22 protein-coding genes and 1 pseudogene are annotated in these 20,150 nt (G+C 55.5%); 12 read left to right on the forward strand and 11 right to left on the reverse strand.

Annotated elements, in window-relative coordinates; genetic code table 11:
- Positions 1-2: 2 nt before the first annotated feature.
- On the reverse strand, positions 3-1,160 hold the full coding sequence (locus tag O4G22_RS00485) for a restriction endonuclease PLD domain-containing protein (protein ID WP_306701897.1): 1,158 nt from the start codon (positions 1,158-1,160) through the stop codon (positions 3-5).
- Positions 1,161-1,173: 13 nt separating this feature from the next.
- On the reverse strand, positions 1,174-1,377 hold the full coding sequence (locus O4G22_RS11540; protein ID WP_345784525.1) for a helix-turn-helix domain-containing protein: 204 nt from the start codon (positions 1,375-1,377) through the stop codon (positions 1,174-1,176).
- Between the two features lie 178 nt (positions 1,378-1,555).
- Here O4G22_RS11540 and O4G22_RS00495 point away from each other — a divergent pair.
- From O4G22_RS00495 to O4G22_RS00510, 4 genes and pseudogenes are all read left to right on the forward strand, one after another.
- Positions 1,556-2,002: pseudogene (locus tag O4G22_RS00495) on the forward strand (HsdM family class I SAM-dependent methyltransferase); the annotation flags it as partial.
- Positions 2,003-2,117: 115 nt separating this feature from the next.
- Positions 2,118-3,128, forward strand: a complete 1,011-nt coding sequence (locus tag O4G22_RS00500; protein WP_306701900.1) for a type I restriction enzyme endonuclease domain-containing protein — start codon at positions 2,118-2,120, stop codon at positions 3,126-3,128.
- Between the two features lie 428 nt (positions 3,129-3,556).
- Positions 3,557-3,913: a DUF488 domain-containing protein gene (locus O4G22_RS00505; RefSeq protein WP_295980715.1), complete on the forward strand. Its 357-nt coding sequence runs from the start codon at positions 3,557-3,559 to the stop codon at positions 3,911-3,913.
- Positions 3,914-3,926: 13 nt separating this feature from the next.
- Complete coding sequence (locus tag O4G22_RS00510; protein ID WP_143245534.1) at positions 3,927-4,196, forward strand: hypothetical protein; 270 nt, start codon at positions 3,927-3,929, stop codon at positions 4,194-4,196.
- Between the two features lie 97 nt (positions 4,197-4,293).
- Here O4G22_RS00510 and hemC read toward each other — a convergent pair whose 3' ends face one another.
- From hemC to O4G22_RS00545, 7 genes are all read right to left on the reverse strand, one after another.
- Complete coding sequence (hemC, locus tag O4G22_RS00515) at positions 4,294-5,229, reverse strand: hydroxymethylbilane synthase (RefSeq protein WP_306701901.1); 936 nt, start codon at positions 5,227-5,229, stop codon at positions 4,294-4,296.
- Positions 5,219-6,220 (reverse strand): glutamyl-tRNA reductase, encoded by a 1,002-nt coding sequence (hemA, locus tag O4G22_RS00520; protein ID WP_256943521.1) that lies wholly within the window; start codon positions 6,218-6,220, stop codon positions 5,219-5,221. The genes hemC and hemA overlap by 11 nt, the downstream gene beginning before the upstream one ends.
- A gap of 20 nt (positions 6,221-6,240) precedes the next feature.
- The gene (gene ccsA, locus O4G22_RS00525; protein ID WP_306701902.1) at positions 6,241-6,999 is read right to left on the reverse strand and encodes a cytochrome c biogenesis protein CcsA; all 759 of its coding nucleotides are present in this window, start codon (positions 6,997-6,999) and stop codon (positions 6,241-6,243) included.
- Between the two features lie 20 nt (positions 7,000-7,019).
- Entirely contained in the window at positions 7,020-7,814 is a 795-nt protein-coding gene (folE2, locus tag O4G22_RS00530; RefSeq protein ID WP_094135713.1) for a GTP cyclohydrolase FolE2, read from the reverse strand.
- Between the two features lie 107 nt (positions 7,815-7,921).
- Entirely contained in the window at positions 7,922-8,167 is a 246-nt protein-coding gene (rpsR, locus tag O4G22_RS00535) for a 30S ribosomal protein S18 (RefSeq protein ID WP_012419154.1), read from the reverse strand.
- Positions 8,168-8,199: 32 nt separating this feature from the next.
- Complete coding sequence (gene rpmG / locus O4G22_RS00540; RefSeq protein ID WP_012419155.1) at positions 8,200-8,373, reverse strand: 50S ribosomal protein L33; 174 nt, start codon at positions 8,371-8,373, stop codon at positions 8,200-8,202.
- Between the two features lie 33 nt (positions 8,374-8,406).
- Positions 8,407-9,231 (reverse strand): TraR/DksA family transcriptional regulator, encoded by an 825-nt coding sequence (locus tag O4G22_RS00545; protein WP_306701903.1) that lies wholly within the window; start codon positions 9,229-9,231, stop codon positions 8,407-8,409.
- Between the two features lie 235 nt (positions 9,232-9,466).
- On the opposite strand from O4G22_RS00545, the gene O4G22_RS00550 reads away from it, so the two are divergent.
- From O4G22_RS00550 to O4G22_RS00585, 8 genes are all read left to right on the forward strand, one after another.
- The gene (locus tag O4G22_RS00550) at positions 9,467-10,426 is read left to right on the forward strand and encodes an ROK family protein (protein WP_290487633.1); all 960 of its coding nucleotides are present in this window, start codon (positions 9,467-9,469) and stop codon (positions 10,424-10,426) included.
- Between the two features lie 4 nt (positions 10,427-10,430).
- Positions 10,431-11,399, forward strand: coding sequence for an RsmB/NOP family class I SAM-dependent RNA methyltransferase (locus O4G22_RS00555; protein WP_306701904.1), 969 nt, complete (start codon positions 10,431-10,433; stop codon positions 11,397-11,399).
- A gap of 7 nt (positions 11,400-11,406) precedes the next feature.
- Positions 11,407-11,916: a metallophosphoesterase family protein gene (locus O4G22_RS00560; RefSeq protein ID WP_306701905.1), complete on the forward strand. Its 510-nt coding sequence runs from the start codon at positions 11,407-11,409 to the stop codon at positions 11,914-11,916.
- Positions 11,913-12,293 carry an NUDIX domain-containing protein gene (locus O4G22_RS00565; RefSeq protein ID WP_306713891.1) on the forward strand — a complete coding sequence of 127 codons (381 nt, stop codon included), beginning with the start codon at positions 11,913-11,915 and terminating at the stop codon, positions 12,291-12,293. Before O4G22_RS00560 ends, O4G22_RS00565 begins: the two co-directional genes overlap by 4 nt.
- A 699-nt stretch (positions 12,294-12,992) precedes the next feature.
- Positions 12,993-14,390, forward strand: coding sequence for an efflux RND transporter periplasmic adaptor subunit (locus tag O4G22_RS00570; RefSeq protein ID WP_306701906.1), 1,398 nt, complete (start codon positions 12,993-12,995; stop codon positions 14,388-14,390).
- A 66-nt stretch (positions 14,391-14,456) separates the two neighbouring features.
- Complete coding sequence (locus tag O4G22_RS00575) at positions 14,457-15,161, forward strand: ABC transporter ATP-binding protein (RefSeq protein ID WP_094135701.1); 705 nt, start codon at positions 14,457-14,459, stop codon at positions 15,159-15,161.
- A complete protein-coding gene (locus O4G22_RS00580) occupies positions 15,158-16,522 on the forward strand; it encodes an ABC transporter permease (protein WP_094135699.1) in 1,365 nt (454 codons plus the stop codon). The genes O4G22_RS00575 and O4G22_RS00580 overlap by 4 nt, the downstream gene beginning before the upstream one ends.
- 21 nt (positions 16,523-16,543) lie before the next feature.
- Positions 16,544-17,917 (forward strand): efflux transporter outer membrane subunit, encoded by a 1,374-nt coding sequence (locus tag O4G22_RS00585; RefSeq protein ID WP_297407631.1) that lies wholly within the window; start codon positions 16,544-16,546, stop codon positions 17,915-17,917.
- A 206-nt stretch (positions 17,918-18,123) separates the two neighbouring features.
- Here the strand turns inward: O4G22_RS00585 and O4G22_RS00590 are convergent, their stop codons facing one another.
- On the reverse strand, positions 18,124-19,260 hold the full coding sequence (locus O4G22_RS00590; RefSeq protein WP_306701907.1) for a serine hydrolase domain-containing protein: 1,137 nt from the start codon (positions 19,258-19,260) through the stop codon (positions 18,124-18,126).
- 201 nt (positions 19,261-19,461) lie between these two features.
- Entirely contained in the window at positions 19,462-20,130 is a 669-nt protein-coding gene (gene tsaA, locus O4G22_RS00595) for a tRNA (N6-threonylcarbamoyladenosine(37)-N6)-methyltransferase TrmO (protein WP_306701908.1), read from the reverse strand.
- Positions 20,131-20,150 lie beyond the last annotated feature (20 nt).

Raw genomic sequence — 20,150 nt, forward strand, 5'->3', positions numbered from 1 at the left:
TGTCACCTCTGCTCTTCGTCATTATTTCCGATAAACGACAACATCCATACATCAAGAGGAGTGCCGTCCTTATCCAGAGCGGTTTGTCCAGTTTTCTCAAACAAAAGCCTGTCGCATCCATATTCGTCCAGCATCTCTTCTGTAATCATTCCAACTCGGTTAACATCCTCAGCGGTGTTATTTATAGGTTTGACGATGCCAGCAGCAACAAGACGGCCCTTGAGCCATCTGCCCATTATCAATTCGTCACCAACAGCACTAAACTGCTTATTATTATCACTCGTAGTGTGTGCTTTGAACCAGTAACCATCGTCTGTTACCACAAAGAAGGGTTTATTCTTTTCGGGATAACCTTCCATGTGGTACACTTCTGCACCTACTGTTAGCTGTGTTTCAAACCAATCACGAGACTTGCGCTTGCTCCTTGGCGCGGCGTAGCAGACATTGATGTTTGATTTAGTGAAATGCTTTCCGTCATCCATATGCCGTTCTTCAGCTTTCGGCACTTTCAGCTGAAGGAAAAACGATACATTGGCCTGGCACTGCTTGTAAAAATCGACATTTGACTGAGGGACGGAGGTCACAAGCTCGATACCGTTAAGAGCCGTGTTCTTTTCACGAATAAGCGGCATATCATGTACCTCCGCAATATTCGAAGAAATAATCGGCTGATTTAGTTTTTCTATGTGGGCGGCAATTTCCGACACCTCATTTGTGTCTGTCGTAATAGCGGAAAGTTCATATTGCCTTCGGTTTGTTGCTTCGAGTTTGATTGCACCAAGGTTAGCTGATCCGATAATTGCTGAGATGGGCTTACCGTCCTTGTAAAAGCAGTAAACTTTCCCATGGTATTTAAATGTTTTTACTATGCGAATTTCACCGATTCCATCATCGCGCCACTTCTGATTTAATTTGAGGGCTATGTGATATGCACTTTCCGGCATTCCCTCAATGTAATACATCCCGATTATTAGACGAATATTCTTGATGTCCGCCTTAATCACCATGCGTTCCAGTTCGGTAATAGATGCTGCAGATGTATAACCAACCGCAATGTCAACACGGTCAGCCAGCAACATTTGCTGATTAAAGCTGTCTATGATAGTGTTCTGACCGTTTTTTGTAGCAAGAGGCAATATATTTGAATATAAAAAATTCATGTGAATTATCCTTTCAGTCTTTCACCGTTTCCATGATATCCTCCAATGTACAGTCCAGGGACTCACATATTTTTAAGAGAACATCAGTCGTGATATTATCTCCTTTTCCCAACTTGGCGATTGAAGCGGAACTGACACCGCTGACCTCTTTTAGGTCGTGTTTGTTCATTCCTTTGTCAATCAACATTTTCCACAGCTTGTTGTAACTGATGCGCATTTTAAACCTCCTCCATAATTTCTCTTGTTTATATGGTTCACACATCTTTATGTAGTGCTGTTCCTGTTTCATGAGCTTGAATATCATGGCATTCCCGGATGTCCATGCAGTCGTCCACATGGTACATACCGTCATTGATTCCTACCGAACCCGCACTGATGTACGAGAGCATCGAAGAGGCAAGCTGGATTATGTCATGGCAAACCCGCCTTTCAATGTGGATGAAGTGGTGTATGAGCGTGTGAAGGACGATGCCCGTTTCAACACCTACGACATTCCGAAGAATAAATCCAAGTCCACCAAAAAGGCAAGTGATAAAAAGGAAACGGTGCCGAATACCAACTACCTGTGGATTTCCTATTTTGCCTCCGCCTTGAAGGACAACGGCAAGGCTACCCTCGTTATGGCGAACTCCACCTCCGATGCCGAGAACAGCAAATATGACATCCGTAAAAAAATGATTGAGGAAGGCATCATCAGCCAAATGGTAACGCTACCCTCCAATATGTTCTTCTCGGTGACGCTACCTGCCACCCTGTGGTTCTTTTACAAAGCAAAGGCACACACCGCCAAAAAATATGAAATTCTGTTTGTAGATGCCAGAAATGCGTTCACGCAGATCGACATCCCAACAAGCCTTGCGGTATCATCGTGGACTATGTGAATGTGTTTAAGTACATGAAAAAGGCACTTTCCGATTATGCCGTTCCCGATGATGAAACTCTTATGCCAGCGAAAATGTGGATGAACTGATTGATCTGCTCAACTCCTGCATTAATGAGGGAGATGCATTTTTGCAGACGCTTGGCGTGTCCCTGGACAGCATTCTTGGGGAAAGCAGTACATTCGATAAACTTGATGCCTTCCGCAGCGCATACGATACAGTGGTCGCAAATGACGAAAGCAAGGATAAATTTAAGGTTATCACAAATAAGATGATTAACCTATACGAAGCATCCAAGCCGGAAATCTTTGAGCGCCATTGGGATAATGAGAAATTCTCACCCCTTGCCTATATCCACGGCCTGCTGCATAACAAGATTGATGATGAGAAAATCCAGCGTGCCAGAAATCGCATGACTACCGTCCTTGACAGCAGCGTTACCTCTGCTACGGCGGAGGACAAGCAGAGGGAATATGCCATCCACGGCACGAAGGTGATTGACCTCTCCAAAATCAATGTGGATGAACTGCGGGCAGAAATCAAGAAAGCCGTTTATAAAGCAGTGGAAATTGATGACCTCAAGGCATTCATGGAAACGGCTTTGCAGAAGATGATCAGCCGGAACTGTACCCGTCAGAAGTTTTCACAGCGGTTTAAGGGCATTATTGACCGTTATAACGCAGGTGGCTCGGAAAATGAGGATTATTACGAGCAACTTGTAAAACTGCTTGAGGAAATGCAGAAGGAGCAGGAGCGCCCCAAGGCGGAAGGCCTGTCCGAAGAGGAACTGGAAGTTTATGACCTGCTCGTCCGTGGTAAAAAACTGACACAGGAAGAGGAGCAAAAAGTCAAACTGGCTGCGAAAAATCTGTTCAAGAAACTGACAGAGGAGAAAACCGAATTGCTCGTTGTGGACTGGTACAAGGATGACCAACCAAGAATGAAGGTGAAATCCGCCATTGAGTATGCCTTGAATGAGGATTTGCCGGATAGCTATGACAAGGATTCCTTTGATGCCAAAACCAACCTTTTGCTCAATCACTTTATAGATATGGCAATCCAAGGCTATGGATGGATTGCTGCATAGTACAAACAGAAAAAGTCCACACTCAAGGTTTTATCCTTTGGCGTGGTCTTTACTTCTGTTGCCGCCCGAAGAAAATCGGTTAAAAATCAGTTTTTTGCGCTCATCCCTAACCGCAACTCCCTTTATTCGGTTTCTTTTTTACCGGATTCCATGTCAGCTTATTCATCCAGGAAACACAGTGCGGACTGCAGCTAGAAAGACGGAAAGCCGACAGTTGGCGCAGCAAAGCCGTACAGGCGTTACACTGGAATTTTAAGCGGCTTCAGCCTCCTTCCTCCGGAAACGACCGTCTCTCCGGAACAGAATTGTTTATTTCTTTTCCCCCAACCGCGAACCGCCTTTGTTTGCGGCCCCGTAAGGCGCATGTCCCGACGCGGCTCAACAGAGAAAAACTTTCCCGGCTCTATTCCTTTATCAAATCTTTTTGCATGAACATAACCATCAAACGAATTTATGACCCAAAGGCCCCCGGAGACGGCTACCGCGTTCTGGTGGACCGGCTCTGGCCCCGCGGCATTTCCAAGGAAAAAGCTTCCTGGGACGAGTGGCTGAAGAACATCGCTCCATCCACGGCGCTCCGCCAGTGGTTTGCCCATGATCCAGTCAAATGGGACGCATTCCGCAAAAAGTACGACGAAGAGCTGGATGAGAACGGAGAAGCCGTCTCCCATCTGCTCCAGCTGGGGCAGAAAGGGAAGGTTACGCTGCTGTACTCCGCCAAAAATACGGAGCACAATGAAGCTGCGGCTTTGAGAGATTACCTTCTGCAGCGGTCCGCTTCATAAGCAGAAGCATCTTTTGCACAAGCTCCATCCGCAAGATCCAAATGCTGTCACGGGAACCTATGATAGGGCAGGCTTTCTTCTCTCGTTCATGAATAAGCGAAGAAAATGGAAAGGAGGTGAATACAACATGGCCAGCAGTTCCCACATGGGCGGAAGTCACAAGGGCAGTTCCAAAAAACGCTCTGTGACCACCACCAGCAAAACCGGGCGGCGCGTTAAACGCGATGCTTCAACCGGGCAGTTTATGAGCGATAAAAGCTCAGGCTCCAAGGAAAAACATTAATGTCCGCGAGTTTTCCGCCTGATTCAGGATCCGGACCGGAGTCCGGATCCTTTTTTTATCTTTCTCCGTACCCGGAACAAGAGGCAGGCTTTTGCCATCAACGCAGGCCCAATTCTTCAAAAGCCCGAAGGCCAAGCGCTTCAGGAGCTTTCCGGTCTCCGCGCACCACAACGGCGAAAGGCTCTTCCCTGCCCGGAGCATAATACGCGGCCCGCAAAACCAGTTCCTCTCCATCCAGATGGGCGTAAACACCCACAGGCGTAGAACAGTTCGCACCCAGACGCACCAGGAAAGCCCGTTCCGCCAGCGCACAGGCAAAAGCTTCCGGATCATTGATTCCTTTCAGCATTTCCTCCGTCTCCCTGTCCGAGGAACGGCATTCCATTCCAACAATGCCCTGCCCCACGGCAGGAATAAAAACTTCCACCGGCAGGGAACGCATGTAAAGTTTTCTTCCCTCCACAAGGGTTTCCGGAGCGTACAGCCCCAGGCGCTCCAAACCGGCCCTGGCCAGAATCACGGCATCCCAACCGGGTTGTTCCACCAGTTTTCCCAAACGCGTGGGCACATTCCCCCTCAGGTTTTCAAATCTCAGGCCGGAGCCCCAGTACGTGCGCGCCATCAGGCGGCGGCGCACGCTTCCGGTAGCCAGTGTTCCTGAACCGTTCCAGTCCGGTTCCTTCGTAATGAGCACATCCTCCACGGCGGCACGGGGCAGAACGGCGGCCAGCGTGAAGCCGGAAGCAAGCTCGCTCGGCACATCCTTAAGGCTGTGCACCGCGACGTCAATGCGGCCAGACCGGAGAGCGGTTTCCAGTTCCTTAATGAAGATTCCCTTGTCCACCATGCCGGAAACGCGGGCCACATCCGCCAGAGGGACATCCGTGCGGCGATCGCCGATGGTATGGATGATTTCACGGCGCACGTCCAGTTCCGGGTAACGGAGGGAAAGGGCAGCACGGACCATGTCCGCCTGGGCCAGGGCCAGGGCGCTCCCGCGGGTGCCGATGATGAGGGTATTTTTACTGGTCATAAAGAGCGGAATCCGGGAAATATCTGGAAATGCTGTCACGGATGATGGCCTCGCACCGGGAGACCTCCTGCTCCCGGCTGCGCTTGGCTTCATCCGCCAGCTGGGTGAGGGTGTCAATGTCGTAGAGATACACTTCCTCAATATCCGCCACGTCTGGAGAGATGTTGCGCGGCACGGAAATATCAATCAAAAAGAGGGAGCGGTATTTACGGGAGGCGCGCAAAGGCAGCAGCGTTTCCCGGGTGATGATGCAGTGGGGGGCAGCGGTGGCGGCCACCACCACGTCAATATCCCTGAGATAGTTTCCCCACACGTCATACCGGATAGCCTGGCCGCCGATCATGCCCGCCAGCTCCACCGCACGGTCAAAAGAGCGGTTGGCCACATAAATGCCCTCAGCACCCCGGGCATGCAGGGCGCGCCCCGTAACGCGGCTCATCTCGCCCGCCCCCAGAATAAGGACGCGGGTGCCGGAAAGGTCTCCGAAAATTTGTTCCGCCAGCTCCACAGCCACAGATCCCACGGAGGTAGCCCCGGCATGAATCTGGCTTTCCGTCCGCACTTTTTTACCGATCGTGAAGGCTTTCTGAAAGGTCTTGTTGGCGCAGGCCGCAGTTACTCCGGCATCCAAAGCCGTCTGGTAGGCCGTTTTTACCTGGCCGAAAATTTCCGTTTCCCCCAGCACCATGGAATCCAGGCCGCTCAACACGCGACACAGATGCCCTAAAGCCTCTTCTCCCTGATGGCTGTAAAAATAGGAAGCCATATCCAGTTCCCCGCGTCCGTCTCCCAGGAAATGGGACAGAATATGCTCCTGCGCATTTTCCGGAGCATTGGACCAATAGTAGATTTCCATGCGGTTGCATGTGGAAAGCACAACGCACTGATCCACTTCAGGAAGGGAGCGGATGCGCCTTCCCTCCTCCCGGAGCTTATGGGCCGGCACGGCAAACCGCTCCCGTATTTCCACAGGGGCGGTCCGGTGATTCAAGCCTAAACAAACCATTCTCATCAGCTTACCAAGAAAATGCTCATGGATGCAATAAAGAGGACCACGCAACAGCACGCCAACATCCGTCCCGGCATGCCGCGGCGGTAAATAAACCACAGCAGGACGCTGTAGCCTGCCGTGAGAAGAGAGACAATGGAGGTCTTGGCTGCATTGATGGGGAGATGCCCCCGCCATCCGAGCCATTCCCCGAGCAGAAGAAGGAGGAATGCCACAAGAATCAGGCGCTTCATGCTGGCTTCCAGTGTACGGATGGGAGGAAGCATACGGCAGGTACCGGGAATCCGGCGGCTTTTGAGACATTCATTCTGCATGCAGAACGCCGCTCCCGCAGCAGCAGCCAGGCCGCCGGCTCCGTAGGACATCATGGCTATACCCACGTGCGCCGTCACCCAGAAGTCATGCGTGCCCTGCACGTCCGCGCCGGCACGGCCTATCAGCAGAGAGAGAGCCGTCAGCACGGCAATAGCCGGAGCCGTAAAGATGCCAAGCATGGACATTCGGTAAGCACGTCCCAGCATCAGATAAAAGAGGTTGATGCTCCAGGAAAGAAAGAAAAGCACCTCCGAAGCGCCGCGGATGGGGCACATTCCCGTCTGGTACGCTTTGACGCATAGCGCCCCTGTCTGGAGAACAAAGAGGCACGCCATCCAAAGATGGGCATATAAAAACCGTTGTCCGGAAGCCAGCAGGCGCCATCCCAGCCCTGTGAAAGCCAGGGAGAGGATGAGAGAGGCAATGGCCCACCAGTTATCGTTCATAAATCCGGCGCGGAAATGGTTCAGGAACGCAGATCGCGTTCAATGACGGCGTATGCCTGGTGGTTATGAATAGATTCAAAATTTTCCGCTTCCACCCGGTACCAGCTGAAGGCGGAATGACTCTGCGTTTTCAACGCCACGTTGCGCACCAGGTCTTCCACAAAGACAGGGTTTTCGTAAGCCTTTTCCGTCACCCATTTTTCATCCGGCCTTTTCAGCACACTGAACAGGGAACAGCTCGCGCAGGATTCCACCAGATCAATCAGGTCTTCAATCCAGACGGGCCTGGAGGCGAAACGCACGGAATAAGTAACCAGCCCGCGCTGGTTGTGGGCTCCGTAAGAACTCATAGCTTTGGAACAAGGGCAGAGCGTCGTCACGGGGACGATGACTGTCAGTTTGAAATCAGCCAGTTTGTTGTTCGCTTCCGCCTCCATCTCAAACCGGACGACGTAATCCATAAGCCCTTCAATTCCGGTCACAGGAGCCTTTTTGGAGCGGAAAAACGGGAATTCCATTTCCACATGGGAACGGCGGGCGGACAGGCGGCGAAGCAGTTCCCGCGGAATAGCCAAGGCCGTATGCACATCCAGCAAGGGACCATGCTGGTGCAACGCCTCCACAAAACGGCTCATATGGGTGCCCTTGAATTCTTCCGGCAAATCCACCGCCAGAGAAACCGTCGCCACGGTGGACTGGATGCGGTTGAGCTTGTCCTGTATCTGGATGGGGAAGCGCAGCCCTTTAACGCCCACCCGGTCAATGGAAATATTGCGCGTATCCGCCTCGGACTGGGTATCTTTCAGTTCCTGCATGGGGAAAGAGAATGATGGGTGGAAATAAAGCGGGAGTCTGCCCTGTTACCGGACAAACTCCCGCCTGCAAAGACAATTCTACCGAAAGAGATTTTCCTTGGGGCTTGTTACGGCAGAAGGTTGATGGAACGGGCCCGCTTGATTTCACGGGTTACCTTGCGGTGCATTTTAGCGGACAGCCCAGTCACACGGCGGGGAAGAATTTTGCCGGTTTCAGAGGTGAACTTGGACAGGAAATCAGGGTTGAGCAGGTTGACCTGATCCATCGGGATGTCGAGACGACGGCGCGGCATCTGACGATTGCACGTGCGGAAACGAATACGGCGTTCTACAGTCTTGGGTTCAGTGGACATAATAATGAAAATAATCGATAAGCTGAACGCGGTTAGCGCATTTCACGATGAAGCGTGCGACGCTTCAGGAAAGGATTGTACTTAATCTTTTCCAGGCGGCCGGGAGTACGCAGGCTTTTTTTATTGCGCGTGGTGACGTAGCGGGACGTAGGCTTTCCTTCGGCTTTGGCCTCGGTGCATTCGAGGATGATGATGTCTCTTGGCATGATGAAAATGTGTTACGGGGGAGGATTTATACACTATTCTTCGTCATCGTCAAGAGAAACAGATAAATCTACATCATTTTGTCCTCCCGCAAAGCCCAGGGCCACTCTGGGGCGGAACCTGGCATTCTGGCCTTTTTCCTTTTCCCACTGGGCCTGGCATTCCACAGTAAGCCGCGCAAAGGGGATGGCCTCCAGGCGCAGAATGGGAATGACTTTGTATGACATTTCGCAGATGCCATATGTTCCGCTGTCAATGCGGGCAAGCGCCTGTTCGATTTCATACAGGCCGTCCTGCTCCTTGGAAAGCAGGCTGAGCGCAAAATCACGGTCATAGGCGTCGCTGCCGGCATCCGCCTGGTGCTCCCCGGAGCCGGAAGCCTCACTGCCTTCCGGATGATTCCGGAGAGTGTCGCGGGCCACGCCGCTCATGCTGTCCAAAGCCCTGTCGCGCAAGTCCATCAGATGCTGACGCTGCATCTGCACGAAGGGCTCCCATTCAGGATTGGCGGCCAGTTCCGCCTTGGCGGCGGCAATGGCTTCCGCCTGTTCGTCCGTCAATTCATTTTTTGCGGGAGCCGGAACCGGGGCAACGGGAGCGGAAGCGATTTTTTTAACCGGAGCTTTTTTGACCGTTTTCGGCGCCGGCTTTTTTTCCACCTCAACCGCGGCGGAGGCGTTGCTCTTGGCGGGGCTGGCGGCTTTTTCCGGTTCAGACGCCTTTTTCCTGCAGCACTTCTTCTTGGCGGGAGCCTCCAGGTCTACAGCGGTCTTGCAACCGGACTTCCCGCAGGTCTTTTTCTTGGGAGCCGGAACTTCCTTGGCGACGGTCTTGCTATTGGTTTTCTTGGGAGTAGGCATAGGAGGTATCTCTATGGGCTGAGGTTGACAATATTTCACGAACAGAGGGCGGAACCAGCCCCGCTGACTAGACTATGAGACATTACAAACGCCCAAATGTTCATTCAAGAAAATTCAGCTGTGAAACAAGTCATTTTTCCCCTTCCCGCACCCGTTATTTTCCTGTCGGGATTTTAGGGGAAACATACCTCTTTTAACCTTTTCAACGCCCGGTAAAATTCTATATTGGCATTATATGACAGCTTCAACCATTCCCTCCATCGGCATTGACTTCGGAGGCACCTCCATCAAAATGGGGGTCGTCAAGGGCGCGGAAGTAATCGCCCACGCTCCTTCGATAGCCACTCAGGAATACGGCAATCCCGATCAACTGATTGAAGCCATAGCCCAGTTCGTGAATATGCTGCGGCTGAACCACCCGGAAGTGCAGGCCATCGGCATGGGAATGCCGGGGTTCGTCAATTTTTACCAGGGGACCGTTTACACGCTTACCAACGTTCCCGGCTGGAACAACGTTCCGGTAAAGGACATGCTCCAGGCGGCCTGCGGACTGCCCGTATACGTGGAAAACGACGCCAACTGCATGGCTTATGCGGAATGGAAGCTGGGCGCCGGAAAAGGAAAAAGGCATCTGGTCTGCCTGACCCTCGGCACCGGCGTCGGCAGCGGCCTGATCGTGAACGGAGAACTTCTGCGCGGGGCTACCTGCTCCGCCGGGGAGCTGGGGCAGACGAGCATCGACTACCGGGGGCGCCTGGGCCATTACGGCAACCGCGGCTCCCTGGAGGATTATGTGGGCAACCGGGAAATAGCTGCGGATGCCCGCACGCTTTACGCCAGCCACGGCATTGACAAGGCCATTGTGGACTGCAACCCCATCGCTTTGGAACGGGCCGCGTTGGCGGGTGATGAAGTGGCTGAACAAGTATGGCGGGACCTGGCCGTAAAACTCTCCTGCGCCCTGATGAATTGCTGCTATCTCCTGAATCCGGAAGCCATCATCATCGGCGGGGGCGTGGCCAAGGCCAGAACCCTGCTTTTCCAGCCCCTTCAGGAAATCATGAAAGCCCAGCTCGCCGCCCCTCTGGTGGAATACCTTGAAATCCTTCCCGCCCAGTTCGGTACGGAAGCGGGTATCCTGGGGGCCGCCCATCTGGCTCTCAACACCCACTTCGGAGAAACATTCCGGCCCTGATCTCGTGTCTTCCTCCCAAATACTCAAACTCGCCTGCAAACTGGAATTGACGGCGGAACAGGAACGGGATTTTCTGGACGCCATGCAGGCCGGGGACCGTTCCAGAAGTGCGCTGGTCATCACTCCGAAGGCTCCGAAAAGCTACCGGCCGCCCCTGCCGGCAGAAAACACGCCGCAGGAATGGGGGCATCCCTCTATCCTGGCGCTCCCTCCGGGAGAGGCGGAAACCAAACCCGGCTCCCTGCCGGACTACGAACGCGGCTATTACTATCCCCTGGATCTCTCATCCGTCTGGGAAACAGCCCCTCTGGCGCATCTTCCGTTTCGTCCGGAACGCTGCCTGGACATGTGCGCAGCTCCGGGAGGAAAAAGCATTCTGGCGCAGACGCGGGTATCTCCGCAGGAGCATGTTTCCAATGAGGTGCATCCGAAGCGCCTGGGCATCCTGCGCCATAACCTGCTTCGCTGCGGCTTCACCAATTTGTACACCCAGCGCCTGCGCCCGGACCAGTGGGCGGAACTGGCCCCCGGCTGTTTCGATCTTATCCTGGCGGATGCCCCGTGCAGCGGACAGTCCCTGCTGGCTAAAGGAATTCCCAATCCCGGCTGTTTCAATTCCTCCGTCACCGGAGGCAACGCCAAGCGGCAGCGGGGCATTTTACTGGCCGCCCTCCAGTGCCTGGCTCCCGGCGGTTTCCTGCTGTACACCACATGCACCTACGCTCCGGAGGAAAATGAACGCAATGTCCTGTACCTCCTAAAGCGCCATCCGGACCTTCACACCGTAACCGTACCGGAGCTGGAGCATTTCCGTTCCTCCCTGACGCAGGAAGCCTGCTACCGGCTCATGCCCTTCCACGGAGCAGGAGCGGGAGGGTTCACCTGCCTGTTGCGCAAGGATGGAGACCATTCGCGCCCTCTTTCCCTGCCGGATGAATTGAAGGCATGGCCCATTCACGCCATGAATTGCTGAAAAAAAGATGAAGATAGGCATTTTTTCCGACTTGCACGACCGCACAGACCATCTGGAACCAGCCATGCACCGGATGCGCCTGCTGGGCTGCGGGCATTTCATCTTCCTGGGCGACTGCACCACCCCGGAGAGTTTCCGGCGCCTGATTGAACTGACGGAGGATTTTCCTCTGGACGCCGTTCCGGGCAACAATGACTATGATGTGGAAATCATGCGGCGGATGGCCGCCGGTTCCCCGGCGGCGCGCCTGCATCCGGAACATGCCCTTATCACCCGGTACGGCATGAAATTTTCCCTTTCCCATTACCCCAAATACGCCCTGCGGGAAGCGCGCAACGGAGGCGCCGACGTCGCCCTGTACGGCCACACCCACCAGGCCGTGAGCGAAAAATACGGCAGCTGCCTGCTGGCCAATCCCGGAGAACTCCAGGGCAGAACCGGGCACATCGGCTTCGGCGTTCTGGATACGGAAACCCGCACCATCAACCTGCATACCCTGGATTTTCACGAGCCATGAACACGCTGGACGTCTGCTGCGCCCTGATTGAACTGCCCACCGCCCGGGGCCCCCTCCTTCTGGGCGCTAAAAAGAAAACGGGGCAGTCCAACGGGCTTCTTTACGAATTCCCGGGCGGGAAAGTGGAACCCGGAGAAAACGCCCGGAATGCCGTCATACGGGAAATACGGGAAGAACTGGGATGCGCCGTTGTCCCCGTCCGCAGGCTCACCCCTGTACGGCACCAGGAGCCTAAACGCGTTATCCGCCTCATCCCTTTTTGTGCCGTCTGGAACATTGCTCCCTGCCCCGCCCCCTGGAACATGAAAACCTGGGGTTCTTCTCCCGCAGTACGCTGGAAGAACTGCCCTGGGCGCCTGCGGACCGCCTTGTGTTAACGGAATGGCTGGAAAAACACCGCTGAAAGCGCATTCCCTTCAAAATCAGCCGTTCCGAGGAAAAGTCCCCGCCCATGTCTGAAAAGATTGCAAAAACACCTTGGAACATTTTCTTCCATGAGGTATACAAGGCGGTGGCTGCTGCACTCGTCATTACCTGGCAAAGTGGCCCGGACCGATATTACAACCTAATGGGGGCAGCCCCGACGCAGGGCTGACTACGTCCTATACCGGAAAAGTCAAAACAGCGGCGGAAGTCCCCGCTCTATTGAGGCACGGGAACGTGGCTCACAGCCAGAGACGGTGCAGCGGTGTCTTTCCTTTTTCTCTGCAGAACAGCCGGGATTCTCCCCCCCTTTGGAGCAATACTCCCGGCCGTCAGATTTAACCGCCTTTTCCCGCTCTTTTCACTCCGCAGCATTTGCAGACACGGAGAAGCCATGTCTCAAGATTGAATGCGGGCGGAGGCAACTGCCTCCTTCAGATATTTCGGGAGCTTCCATTCCCGTTCTTTCCGTCTCACTGGACGAGAAAGAAAAAGGGCAAAGAACGCAATATTATTAGTTAATAAACAGCAACTGTTAACAAACATAATAATCCCTTAGACATTTCCGGAAATCATGATAGGATCACGCTCTGTTGCGGAAAAGTTTTTAACATCCGTGCAACTTTTTCATTATTGCGAAGTATAATATAGTCGTGAAGGGATTCATCAAACTCATCATTGTCATTGCCGTTCTCGGAGGCCTCTGGGTTGCCTGGGAACAGTGGAAAGGAAATGAAGCCATCCAGGTGGACTATCAGACAGAGCCCCTTGAAAAGGGAGACCTGATGATCACCATTGAAGCGACCGGCGTCACGGAGCCTGATGAACTGGTAGACGTGGGCGCCCAGGTCAGCGGAATCATCATGGAGTTCGGCAAGGACCTGAACGGCAAGGTGGTGGATTATTCCAGCCCTGTAAAGGCCGGTCAAATACTCGCGGAAATCGACAAACTTCCCGTGCAGCTGGACGTTCAGAGGGCGGAAGCCTCCAAAGCGCAGGCCATTGCCGGCATCGCCCGCGCCAAGGCGGACATTCAGCAGGCCAAAGCCAAGCACCAGCAGGCCAGACTGGACCGGGAACGCGCGGAAAAACTGGGGCCGGGGGATGCCCTGTCCAAATCCAGCTACGACCAGTATATTGCGGATGAAGAAACCGCCCGCGCCAACGTAGCCGTGGCGGAAGCCTCCCTGCAGGAAGCGGAAGCCTCCCTGAAACAGGCGGAAGCCGCGCTGAAAAAGGAAATGCGCAACCTGGAATACACCACCATCAAGTCCCCCGTGGATGGCGTCGTGGTCAAACGCCTGGTCAACATAGGCCAAACGGTGGTTTCCAGCATGAGCGCCTCCAGCCTGTTTTACATCGCTACAGACCTTTCCAAGCTGAAAATCTGGGCTGCCGTGAACGAGGCGGACATCGGCAGCATTCGCAAGGGGCAGGAGGTACTGTTCACCGTAGACGCTTTCGCCGGCCGCAAATTCAAGGGAACGGTGGACAAGATACGGCTGGACGCAACCATGACGTCCAATGTAGTCACTTACATCGTGGACATTGATGTTCCCAATCCGGACAAGCTTCTTATCCCTTATCTGACGGCAAATGTCCAATTCGTGGTGGAAGACATACGAAACGCCTTCCTCGTTTCCAATGCGGCCCTCCGCTTCCGCCCGGAAACAGAACTGGTCAGCGCTGAACAAAAAGCGGCTTTTGACCGGATGCAGCCGGAACTGGCCGCTCCCGTCCGGGACGGTCAGAAGAAAAAAGCCGTGGTTTGGGAATTGCGGGACAATCTTCTTTATCCCCACCTGGTCACCAAAGGGGAAAGCAACGGCATGCTGACGGCCATTGCGGGAGAAACGCTCCGGGAAGGAATGAAAATCGTTTCCACAGCGCAGATATTGAACCGCTCCGAAAGTTCGGAAGACGGCTCTTCCGCCTCCGCCGGCGGGGAAAACCCGTTCGCGCCCAAGATGCCCCCGCGCCGCAAGCCGAGCACAGGCAACACGAAGACGCCCGCCCCGACTGGCAACGGCGGCCCTCCCCCGCCTCCCTAACCCGGAGAATCGCCCTCATTCGACCTCTTAATTACTCTTTTTTACCGCATCAAGCATTACAGCAACGTGATCCGCTTACGTGACATAACCAAGGTATACCACCTGGGAGAAATAGACCTTCAAGTGCTCAAGGGCATCACTCTGGATATCAATGAAGGGGAATTCGTCTCCCTCACGGGGGCTTCCGGTTCAGGAAAATCCACCCTGATGAATATCCTGGGCTGTCTGGACCGCCCGACCTCAGGCCATTACTATATTGCCGGGGAAGACGTCGCCAAATTCAACGCCGCAGAGCGCGCTACCCTCCGGAACAAGCGCATCGGATTCGTCTTCCAGAACTTTAACCTGCTCTCCCGTACCACGGCCCTGGAAAACGTGATGATGCCTGCCGTATATGCCCACCCTGCCCTCAGCATGAAAGCCATGCGCGAACGTTCCGTGGAATTGCTGAATTTGGTAGGGCTTTCCGACCGCATGGACCACACCCCGGCCCAGCTTTCCGGCGGGCAGCAGCAGCGCGTAGCCATTGCCCGTTCCCTCATCAACAACCCCAGCATCCTGCTGGCGGACGAACCAACGGGAAACCTGGACTCCACTACCTCCAAGGAAGTGCTGCACATGTTTAAGGACCTGAACCGCCAACAGGGAATCACAGTCATCCTGGTGACGCACGACCCCAAAATAGCCGCCTTCACGGACAGGGCCGTCAACATGGCGGACGGTCTTATCTGCGAAGGGATTTCCGATATGCTTAGCAAGGACGACGTATGAAATTCCTTCCTCTCCTTAAAACCTGCATCAGGGCCCTGGTACGCAATCCCATGCGCGCGGCCCTCACCATCCTGGGCATCATCATTGGCATTGCCGCAGTAATCGCCATGGTGGAAATCGGCCAGGGCTCCACGCTTCAAATTAAAAATACCATTGCCTCCATGGGGGCGGACACGCTGAATATCCGCCCCGGAGCCATCTCCAAAAGCGGAGTCAATACCGGCGCGGGCGGACGGGCCTCCCTGACCAACGCGGACTGCGAAGCCATCGCGAAGGACTGCCCCATGGTTCTGCGGGCTACGCCCGTGGTGCGCGCCAGCGGCCAGGTCATTTACGGCAACAAGAACTGGAGCCCGGAAACTGTAGAGGGCGGTTCCGTGGAATATCTGAAAATCAAAAGCTGGTATGACATGGCGCGGGGCCAGCCCTTCTCCGAGGAAGATGTGGAACAGGCCAGGCGCGTATGCGTCATCGGCCAGACGGTGGCCAAGGAACTCTTCGGGGAGGAAGACCCGCTGGGCAAGGATATCCGCATCAAAAATGTCATGTTCAAAGTCATCGGCATCCTTCAGAAAAAAGGGGCCAATATGATGGGACGCGACCAGGACGACTCCATCATCCTCCCGTGGACAAGCATCCGTTACCGCCTCCAGGGTCTGGGCGGCGGTTCCGCCACCGCTTCCTCCGGCAAAAGCGCCACCACCTTCAACCGGGCGGATAAATACACCGCCAATTCCGTGGATTATTACACGGAAACTACGGACCAGCCCTACACGGACGCTCCCCATCCGCGGCGCTTCAACAACATTGACTTCATCATGGCGCAAATTTCAGACCCGGAACGGTCCTCCGAGGCGATTGACCAGATTACGGAAGTGATCCGCGCCAAGCACAACCTCAAGGACGGCCAGCTGGACGATTTCCGGGTATGGGACATGGCGGAAATGTCCCGCGCCATGAGCAGCACCACGGAAGTAATGACCAATCTGCTGATGATCGTGGCCATGATCTCTCTGGTCGTCGGCGGCGTCGGCATCATGAATATCATGCTCGTTTCCGTCACGGAACGGACCAAGGAAATTGGCCTGCGCATGGCGGTGGGCGCCCGTCCGCAGGATATCATGCGCCAGTTCCTGCTGGAAGCGGTTCTGCTCTGCGTGGTAGGCGGCGCGCTGGGCATCATGCTCGGCAAGGCTATCTCCATCATCGTCAGCCGCACCATGAACTGGGCCACCGCCTCCTCCCCGGAAGCCATGGCTCTGGCTGTAGGCGTCTCCGTGTTCATCGGCCTGGCCTTCGGATGGTACCCCTCCTGGAAGGCGTCCAAGATGGACCCCATTGACGCCCTGAGACACGAATAACTCCTTACTCCTTCTTTTCCCATGTCATCCACGTTCAAGCACCTCCCCCTTCTGGCCGCCTGTTTCCTTGGCTCCTGCATGGTGGGCCCGGATTTCCGGACGCCGTCCAATGACCTCCCCGCCACGTGGGAAGCGAACAGGCCCCCCCACAGTTCGGATAAAGATTTGCGTTCCTGGTGGAATATCTTTGGAGACCCCCAGCTCAACCGCCTGGTCTCCGCTTCCCTCAACAACAATCCGGACATGACCGTGGCCCTGCTCCGCATCCGGGAAGCCAGGGAAAAGCTCCGCGTCTCCCAGGCCTCCCTGCTTCCCGCCGCAGACGCCAGCGCCGGATGGAGCCTGTCTCCGGACAGAGGTTTCCGCAGCTCCTCTTCCCAGAATTTCTCCCTGGGAGCATCCACCTCCTGGGAGCTGGACCTCTTTGGCGGCAACCGGCGTTCCATTGAAGCCTCCCGCGCCACCCTCATGTCCACGGAAGCTTCCGCCGGGGCCGTGCGCACGGCCCTGCTGGCGGACGTCGCCACAGCCTACTTTGACTGGATTACCGCCTGTGAACAGCTCCGCATCGCCCGGGAACAACTGGAAATCCAACGCAGCACCCTCACCATTGCGGAAAAACGCTACAAAACGGAATTCGCTCCCCGCCTGGATGTGGAGCAGGCCACCTCTACCGTCGCCTCCACGGAAAGCCGCATCCCCGCGCTGGAAGCACAGGTGGCCTCTGCTAAAAACCAGCTCGCCGTGCTGCTGGGCACCTACAATTCCCGTGTGGAACTGACGCTGCCCAAGGCTTCCGTCTTTGAAAAAACGCCCGTCGTTCCAGTAGGCCTCCCCTCCGAACTCCTGCGGCGCAGGCCCGACGTTATCGCCGCTGAGGCGGACCTGCACGCGGCCGTGGCCAACGTGGGCGTAGCCGTAGCGGATCTGTACCCGCGCTTCAGCCTGACGGGTTCCCTTTCCAGCCGCGGCGGAGATTTCGGCCAGCTTTTCAGGGAAAACAACAACGCGTGGTCCCTGGGAGGGAATCTGCTCCAGCCCCTGTTCCGGGGAGGAGCCCTGAGAGCCACGGTACGCGCCCAGAAAGCCGCGGCGGAACAAGCTGCGGAAACTTACCGTAAAACGCTCATCACCGCCGTCTCCGAGGTTGAGGACGCCCTGATCGCCTATGGCAGCTATACTTCCCAGATGCAATACCTGCACAAGGAAAACAACGCCAACAGAGAAGCGTTCCAGCTCTCCCGCACCCTGTACATCAACGGCGAGACGGACTTCCTGAATGTGATCACCGCCCAGCGTTCCTGGCTCAGTTCGGAGGAATCCCTGGTCACCATGAAGCAGAACATCCGCAAGGCCGTCGTCCAGCTCGCGCGCGCCCTGGGCGGAGGGTGGTAACCGGCAGCTCCCTCCAAAAGTCCGGGGTTACCATCCCCGGCAAATGGAATACTGATTTTTCAACAGGGGACAGGGCAACAAGGGAATGACTGAAGAATCATTCTTTTGAGCCCTCCACGTTCAGATTAGAAAAGGCCGCAAGAATGGAAACGAATAAACTATCCGGAAACTTCCGAGGGGATTTGAACAGATAGCCAGGGTTCAGGTTAAGAACACTTTTCAGCCACTTCTTTCATGACTGCGCTGATCAGGTTCCGGGTTTTCACGCCGGGCAGCACATTCAGGTCCATGCGGTTCATCGCGTAGCCGAAGGAAAGTCCGTAAGCCGGATCCGCAAAGGCATGGGACCCGCCCGCCCCGGCATGCCCGAAACCGCCGGAACCGAACAGATGACGCAGCTTGCGGCCCGTGGCGGGATCTGCGGGATCGTGCATGAAACCGCAGGAAAAGGCGGTGGGCGTTTTCAGCGTCAGGTCCGGCCCGTCAATGACGACGTTCCGCATCCAGCCGCGCACGGCGGACGGGAATACCCGGAGTTCATCCAGCCCCAGGCAGGCCTGGTAGAACTGCGCCATGCCGCGGGCGGAAGCCACGCCGCCGAAGGCCGGAGCTCCGGACGACCACGCTTCCGGCGCGTTCATCTGCCGCACACTGTTCAACCCTATCAGAGTGTTGAACGCACGGTGCACGGGCGTGCCCTTGTTCATGTATTCCAGATAAAACGGCGTCCCCATGTTGGACATGTCCATTTTGCCGGGATACAGCGTCGCCACGCGGTTCCATTCGGATTCCGGCAACTTGATGTAAAAGTCCAGATTCAACGGTTTGCGGATGTATTCCTCCCAGTAACGCCACAGGCGTTCCCCGGTCAGCCGGAGCATGAGTTCATCAAGCATCACCCCGTAAGTATGCGGATGATAACCGTGCTCCGGCGGCTGCCACGCCGGAACGGTTTCCTCCAGGGCGCGCGCGCAATCCTCATGGTCAAACACGTTTGCCGTCCGGGAAAAGGCCGCCAAACCGCATTGATGGGACATCATCTGCGCAATGGATGCATAAGGAAGCGGGAATTCCGGCCACAGTTCCCCCATGCTCATCTGCGGCGAGGCTCCCTGCTGGTGCAGGGCCAGCAGAAGGGCGGCGGATGCGGCTCCCTTGGTGGCGGAGTAAACAGGCACCAGCGAATGTTCCGTCCACGGACGCGTTTCATCCGCTGCGGCAAACCCGGAATGCAGGGAAACAATCTCCCTTCCCTCCTGCCAGACAGAAACGGATGCGCCCAATTCTCCGTAATTACGAAAGTTTTCCTGAAAAGCTTCGGTTATCTGCCGGTAATCATTCATTCCCTTAAAAGGCCCGGCGTTACTCCCAGGGTCCAAACAGGAACATACTCCCCTCCGGCTCCGAAGGCAAGCTCCGGCGCAGCCCATCCAGGAGAGGCTGCGAAAGTAAGCATTCGTCTTTCGCATGAGCGGCCAGGCATTTCCCGGCTCCCACTTCATCCGGCTCCTCCTTCGGAGAGAATTAAGAAAGCCGGAACCATGTCACCTTCTTTCCAGGGACAATACGCGCAGCCGCTTTTCCTCTACCCTGAACTTCACCTCCCAGCCAGAGAACAAAAGGCCGTAAACCCGTTCCGGATCGTCCTGATACTGGGGGCGGGGATCCAAGGACAGCGTATCTTCCAGCGCAACTCTCTCTTCCGGAGACATGGAACTGCCAAAAGAATCGGGGATTTCCACGTCCAGCCGTTCATAGGGGACGGCCGTAAACCCTTCCGACGCCCCCGGGATGCAGTCCGCCAGAGGAACATAGGGTTTGATGTCCAGAATGGGGGTGCCATCCACCAAATCCACGCCGGAAAGATGCAATACCGGCCCGTCCAGAGGATGCAGTTCCACTTTTTCCAGCCTGACGGCAGACAATCCGATGGGATTGGGGCGGAACGGCGCACGCGTGGCAAACACCCCCATGCGCACATTACCCCCCAGCCGCGGCGGCCGGACCGTAGGACTCCACCCCTTATTCACGTTTTCACTGAACACCCAGACCAGCCACAGATGGGAAAACCCTTCCAGCCCGCGAACGGCGTCCGGATGACGGAACGGAGGCTCAAATACCAGCCGCGCCCGCGCGCCCGGAACCAGGCCGCTCTGGCGCGGCACGCCAAATTTGGCCGGATAACACGTGCTGACGCGGGCGACGGGCTGCAAGCGGAAGCTGACGGTTAATC

It is taken from the genome of Akkermansia muciniphila (assembly GCF_030848305.1).
Classification (GTDB): domain Bacteria; phylum Verrucomicrobiota; class Verrucomicrobiia; order Verrucomicrobiales; family Akkermansiaceae; genus Akkermansia; species Akkermansia muciniphila_A.

Excerpts from the sequence above, each read along its gene's own strand:
- O4G22_RS00485 (WP_306701897.1), bottom strand. The coding sequence starts at position 1,160 with ATGAATTTTTTATATTCAAATATATTGCCTCTTGCTACAAAAAACGGT.
- O4G22_RS11540 (WP_345784525.1), bottom strand. The coding sequence starts at position 1,377 with ATGCGCATCAGTTACAACAAGCTGTGGAAAATGTTGATTGACAAAGGA.
- O4G22_RS00505 (WP_295980715.1), top strand. The coding sequence starts at position 3,557 with ATGAACATAACCATCAAACGAATTTATGACCCAAAGGCCCCCGGAGAC.
- hemC (WP_306701901.1), bottom strand. The coding sequence starts at position 5,229 with ATGACCAGTAAAAATACCCTCATCATCGGCACCCGCGGGAGCGCCCTG.
- ccsA (WP_306701902.1), bottom strand. The coding sequence starts at position 6,999 with ATGAACGATAACTGGTGGGCCATTGCCTCTCTCATCCTCTCCCTGGCT.
- folE2 (WP_094135713.1), bottom strand. The coding sequence starts at position 7,814 with ATGCAGGAACTGAAAGATACCCAGTCCGAGGCGGATACGCGCAATATT.
- rpsR (WP_012419154.1), bottom strand. The coding sequence starts at position 8,167 with ATGTCCACTGAACCCAAGACTGTAGAACGCCGTATTCGTTTCCGCACG.
- rpmG (WP_012419155.1), bottom strand. The coding sequence starts at position 8,373 with ATGCCAAGAGACATCATCATCCTCGAATGCACCGAGGCCAAAGCCGAA.
- O4G22_RS00545 (WP_306701903.1), bottom strand. The coding sequence starts at position 9,231 with ATGCCTACTCCCAAGAAAACCAATAGCAAGACCGTCGCCAAGGAAGTT.
- O4G22_RS00550 (WP_290487633.1), top strand. The coding sequence starts at position 9,467 with ATGACAGCTTCAACCATTCCCTCCATCGGCATTGACTTCGGAGGCACC.
- O4G22_RS00560 (WP_306701905.1), top strand. The coding sequence starts at position 11,407 with ATGAAGATAGGCATTTTTTCCGACTTGCACGACCGCACAGACCATCTG.
- O4G22_RS00565 (WP_306713891.1), top strand. The coding sequence starts at position 11,913 with ATGAACACGCTGGACGTCTGCTGCGCCCTGATTGAACTGCCCACCGCC.
- O4G22_RS00580 (WP_094135699.1), top strand. The coding sequence starts at position 15,158 with ATGAAATTCCTTCCTCTCCTTAAAACCTGCATCAGGGCCCTGGTACGC.
- O4G22_RS00585 (WP_297407631.1), top strand. The coding sequence starts at position 16,544 with ATGTCATCCACGTTCAAGCACCTCCCCCTTCTGGCCGCCTGTTTCCTT.
- O4G22_RS00590 (WP_306701907.1), bottom strand. The coding sequence starts at position 19,260 with ATGAATGATTACCGGCAGATAACCGAAGCTTTTCAGGAAAACTTTCGT.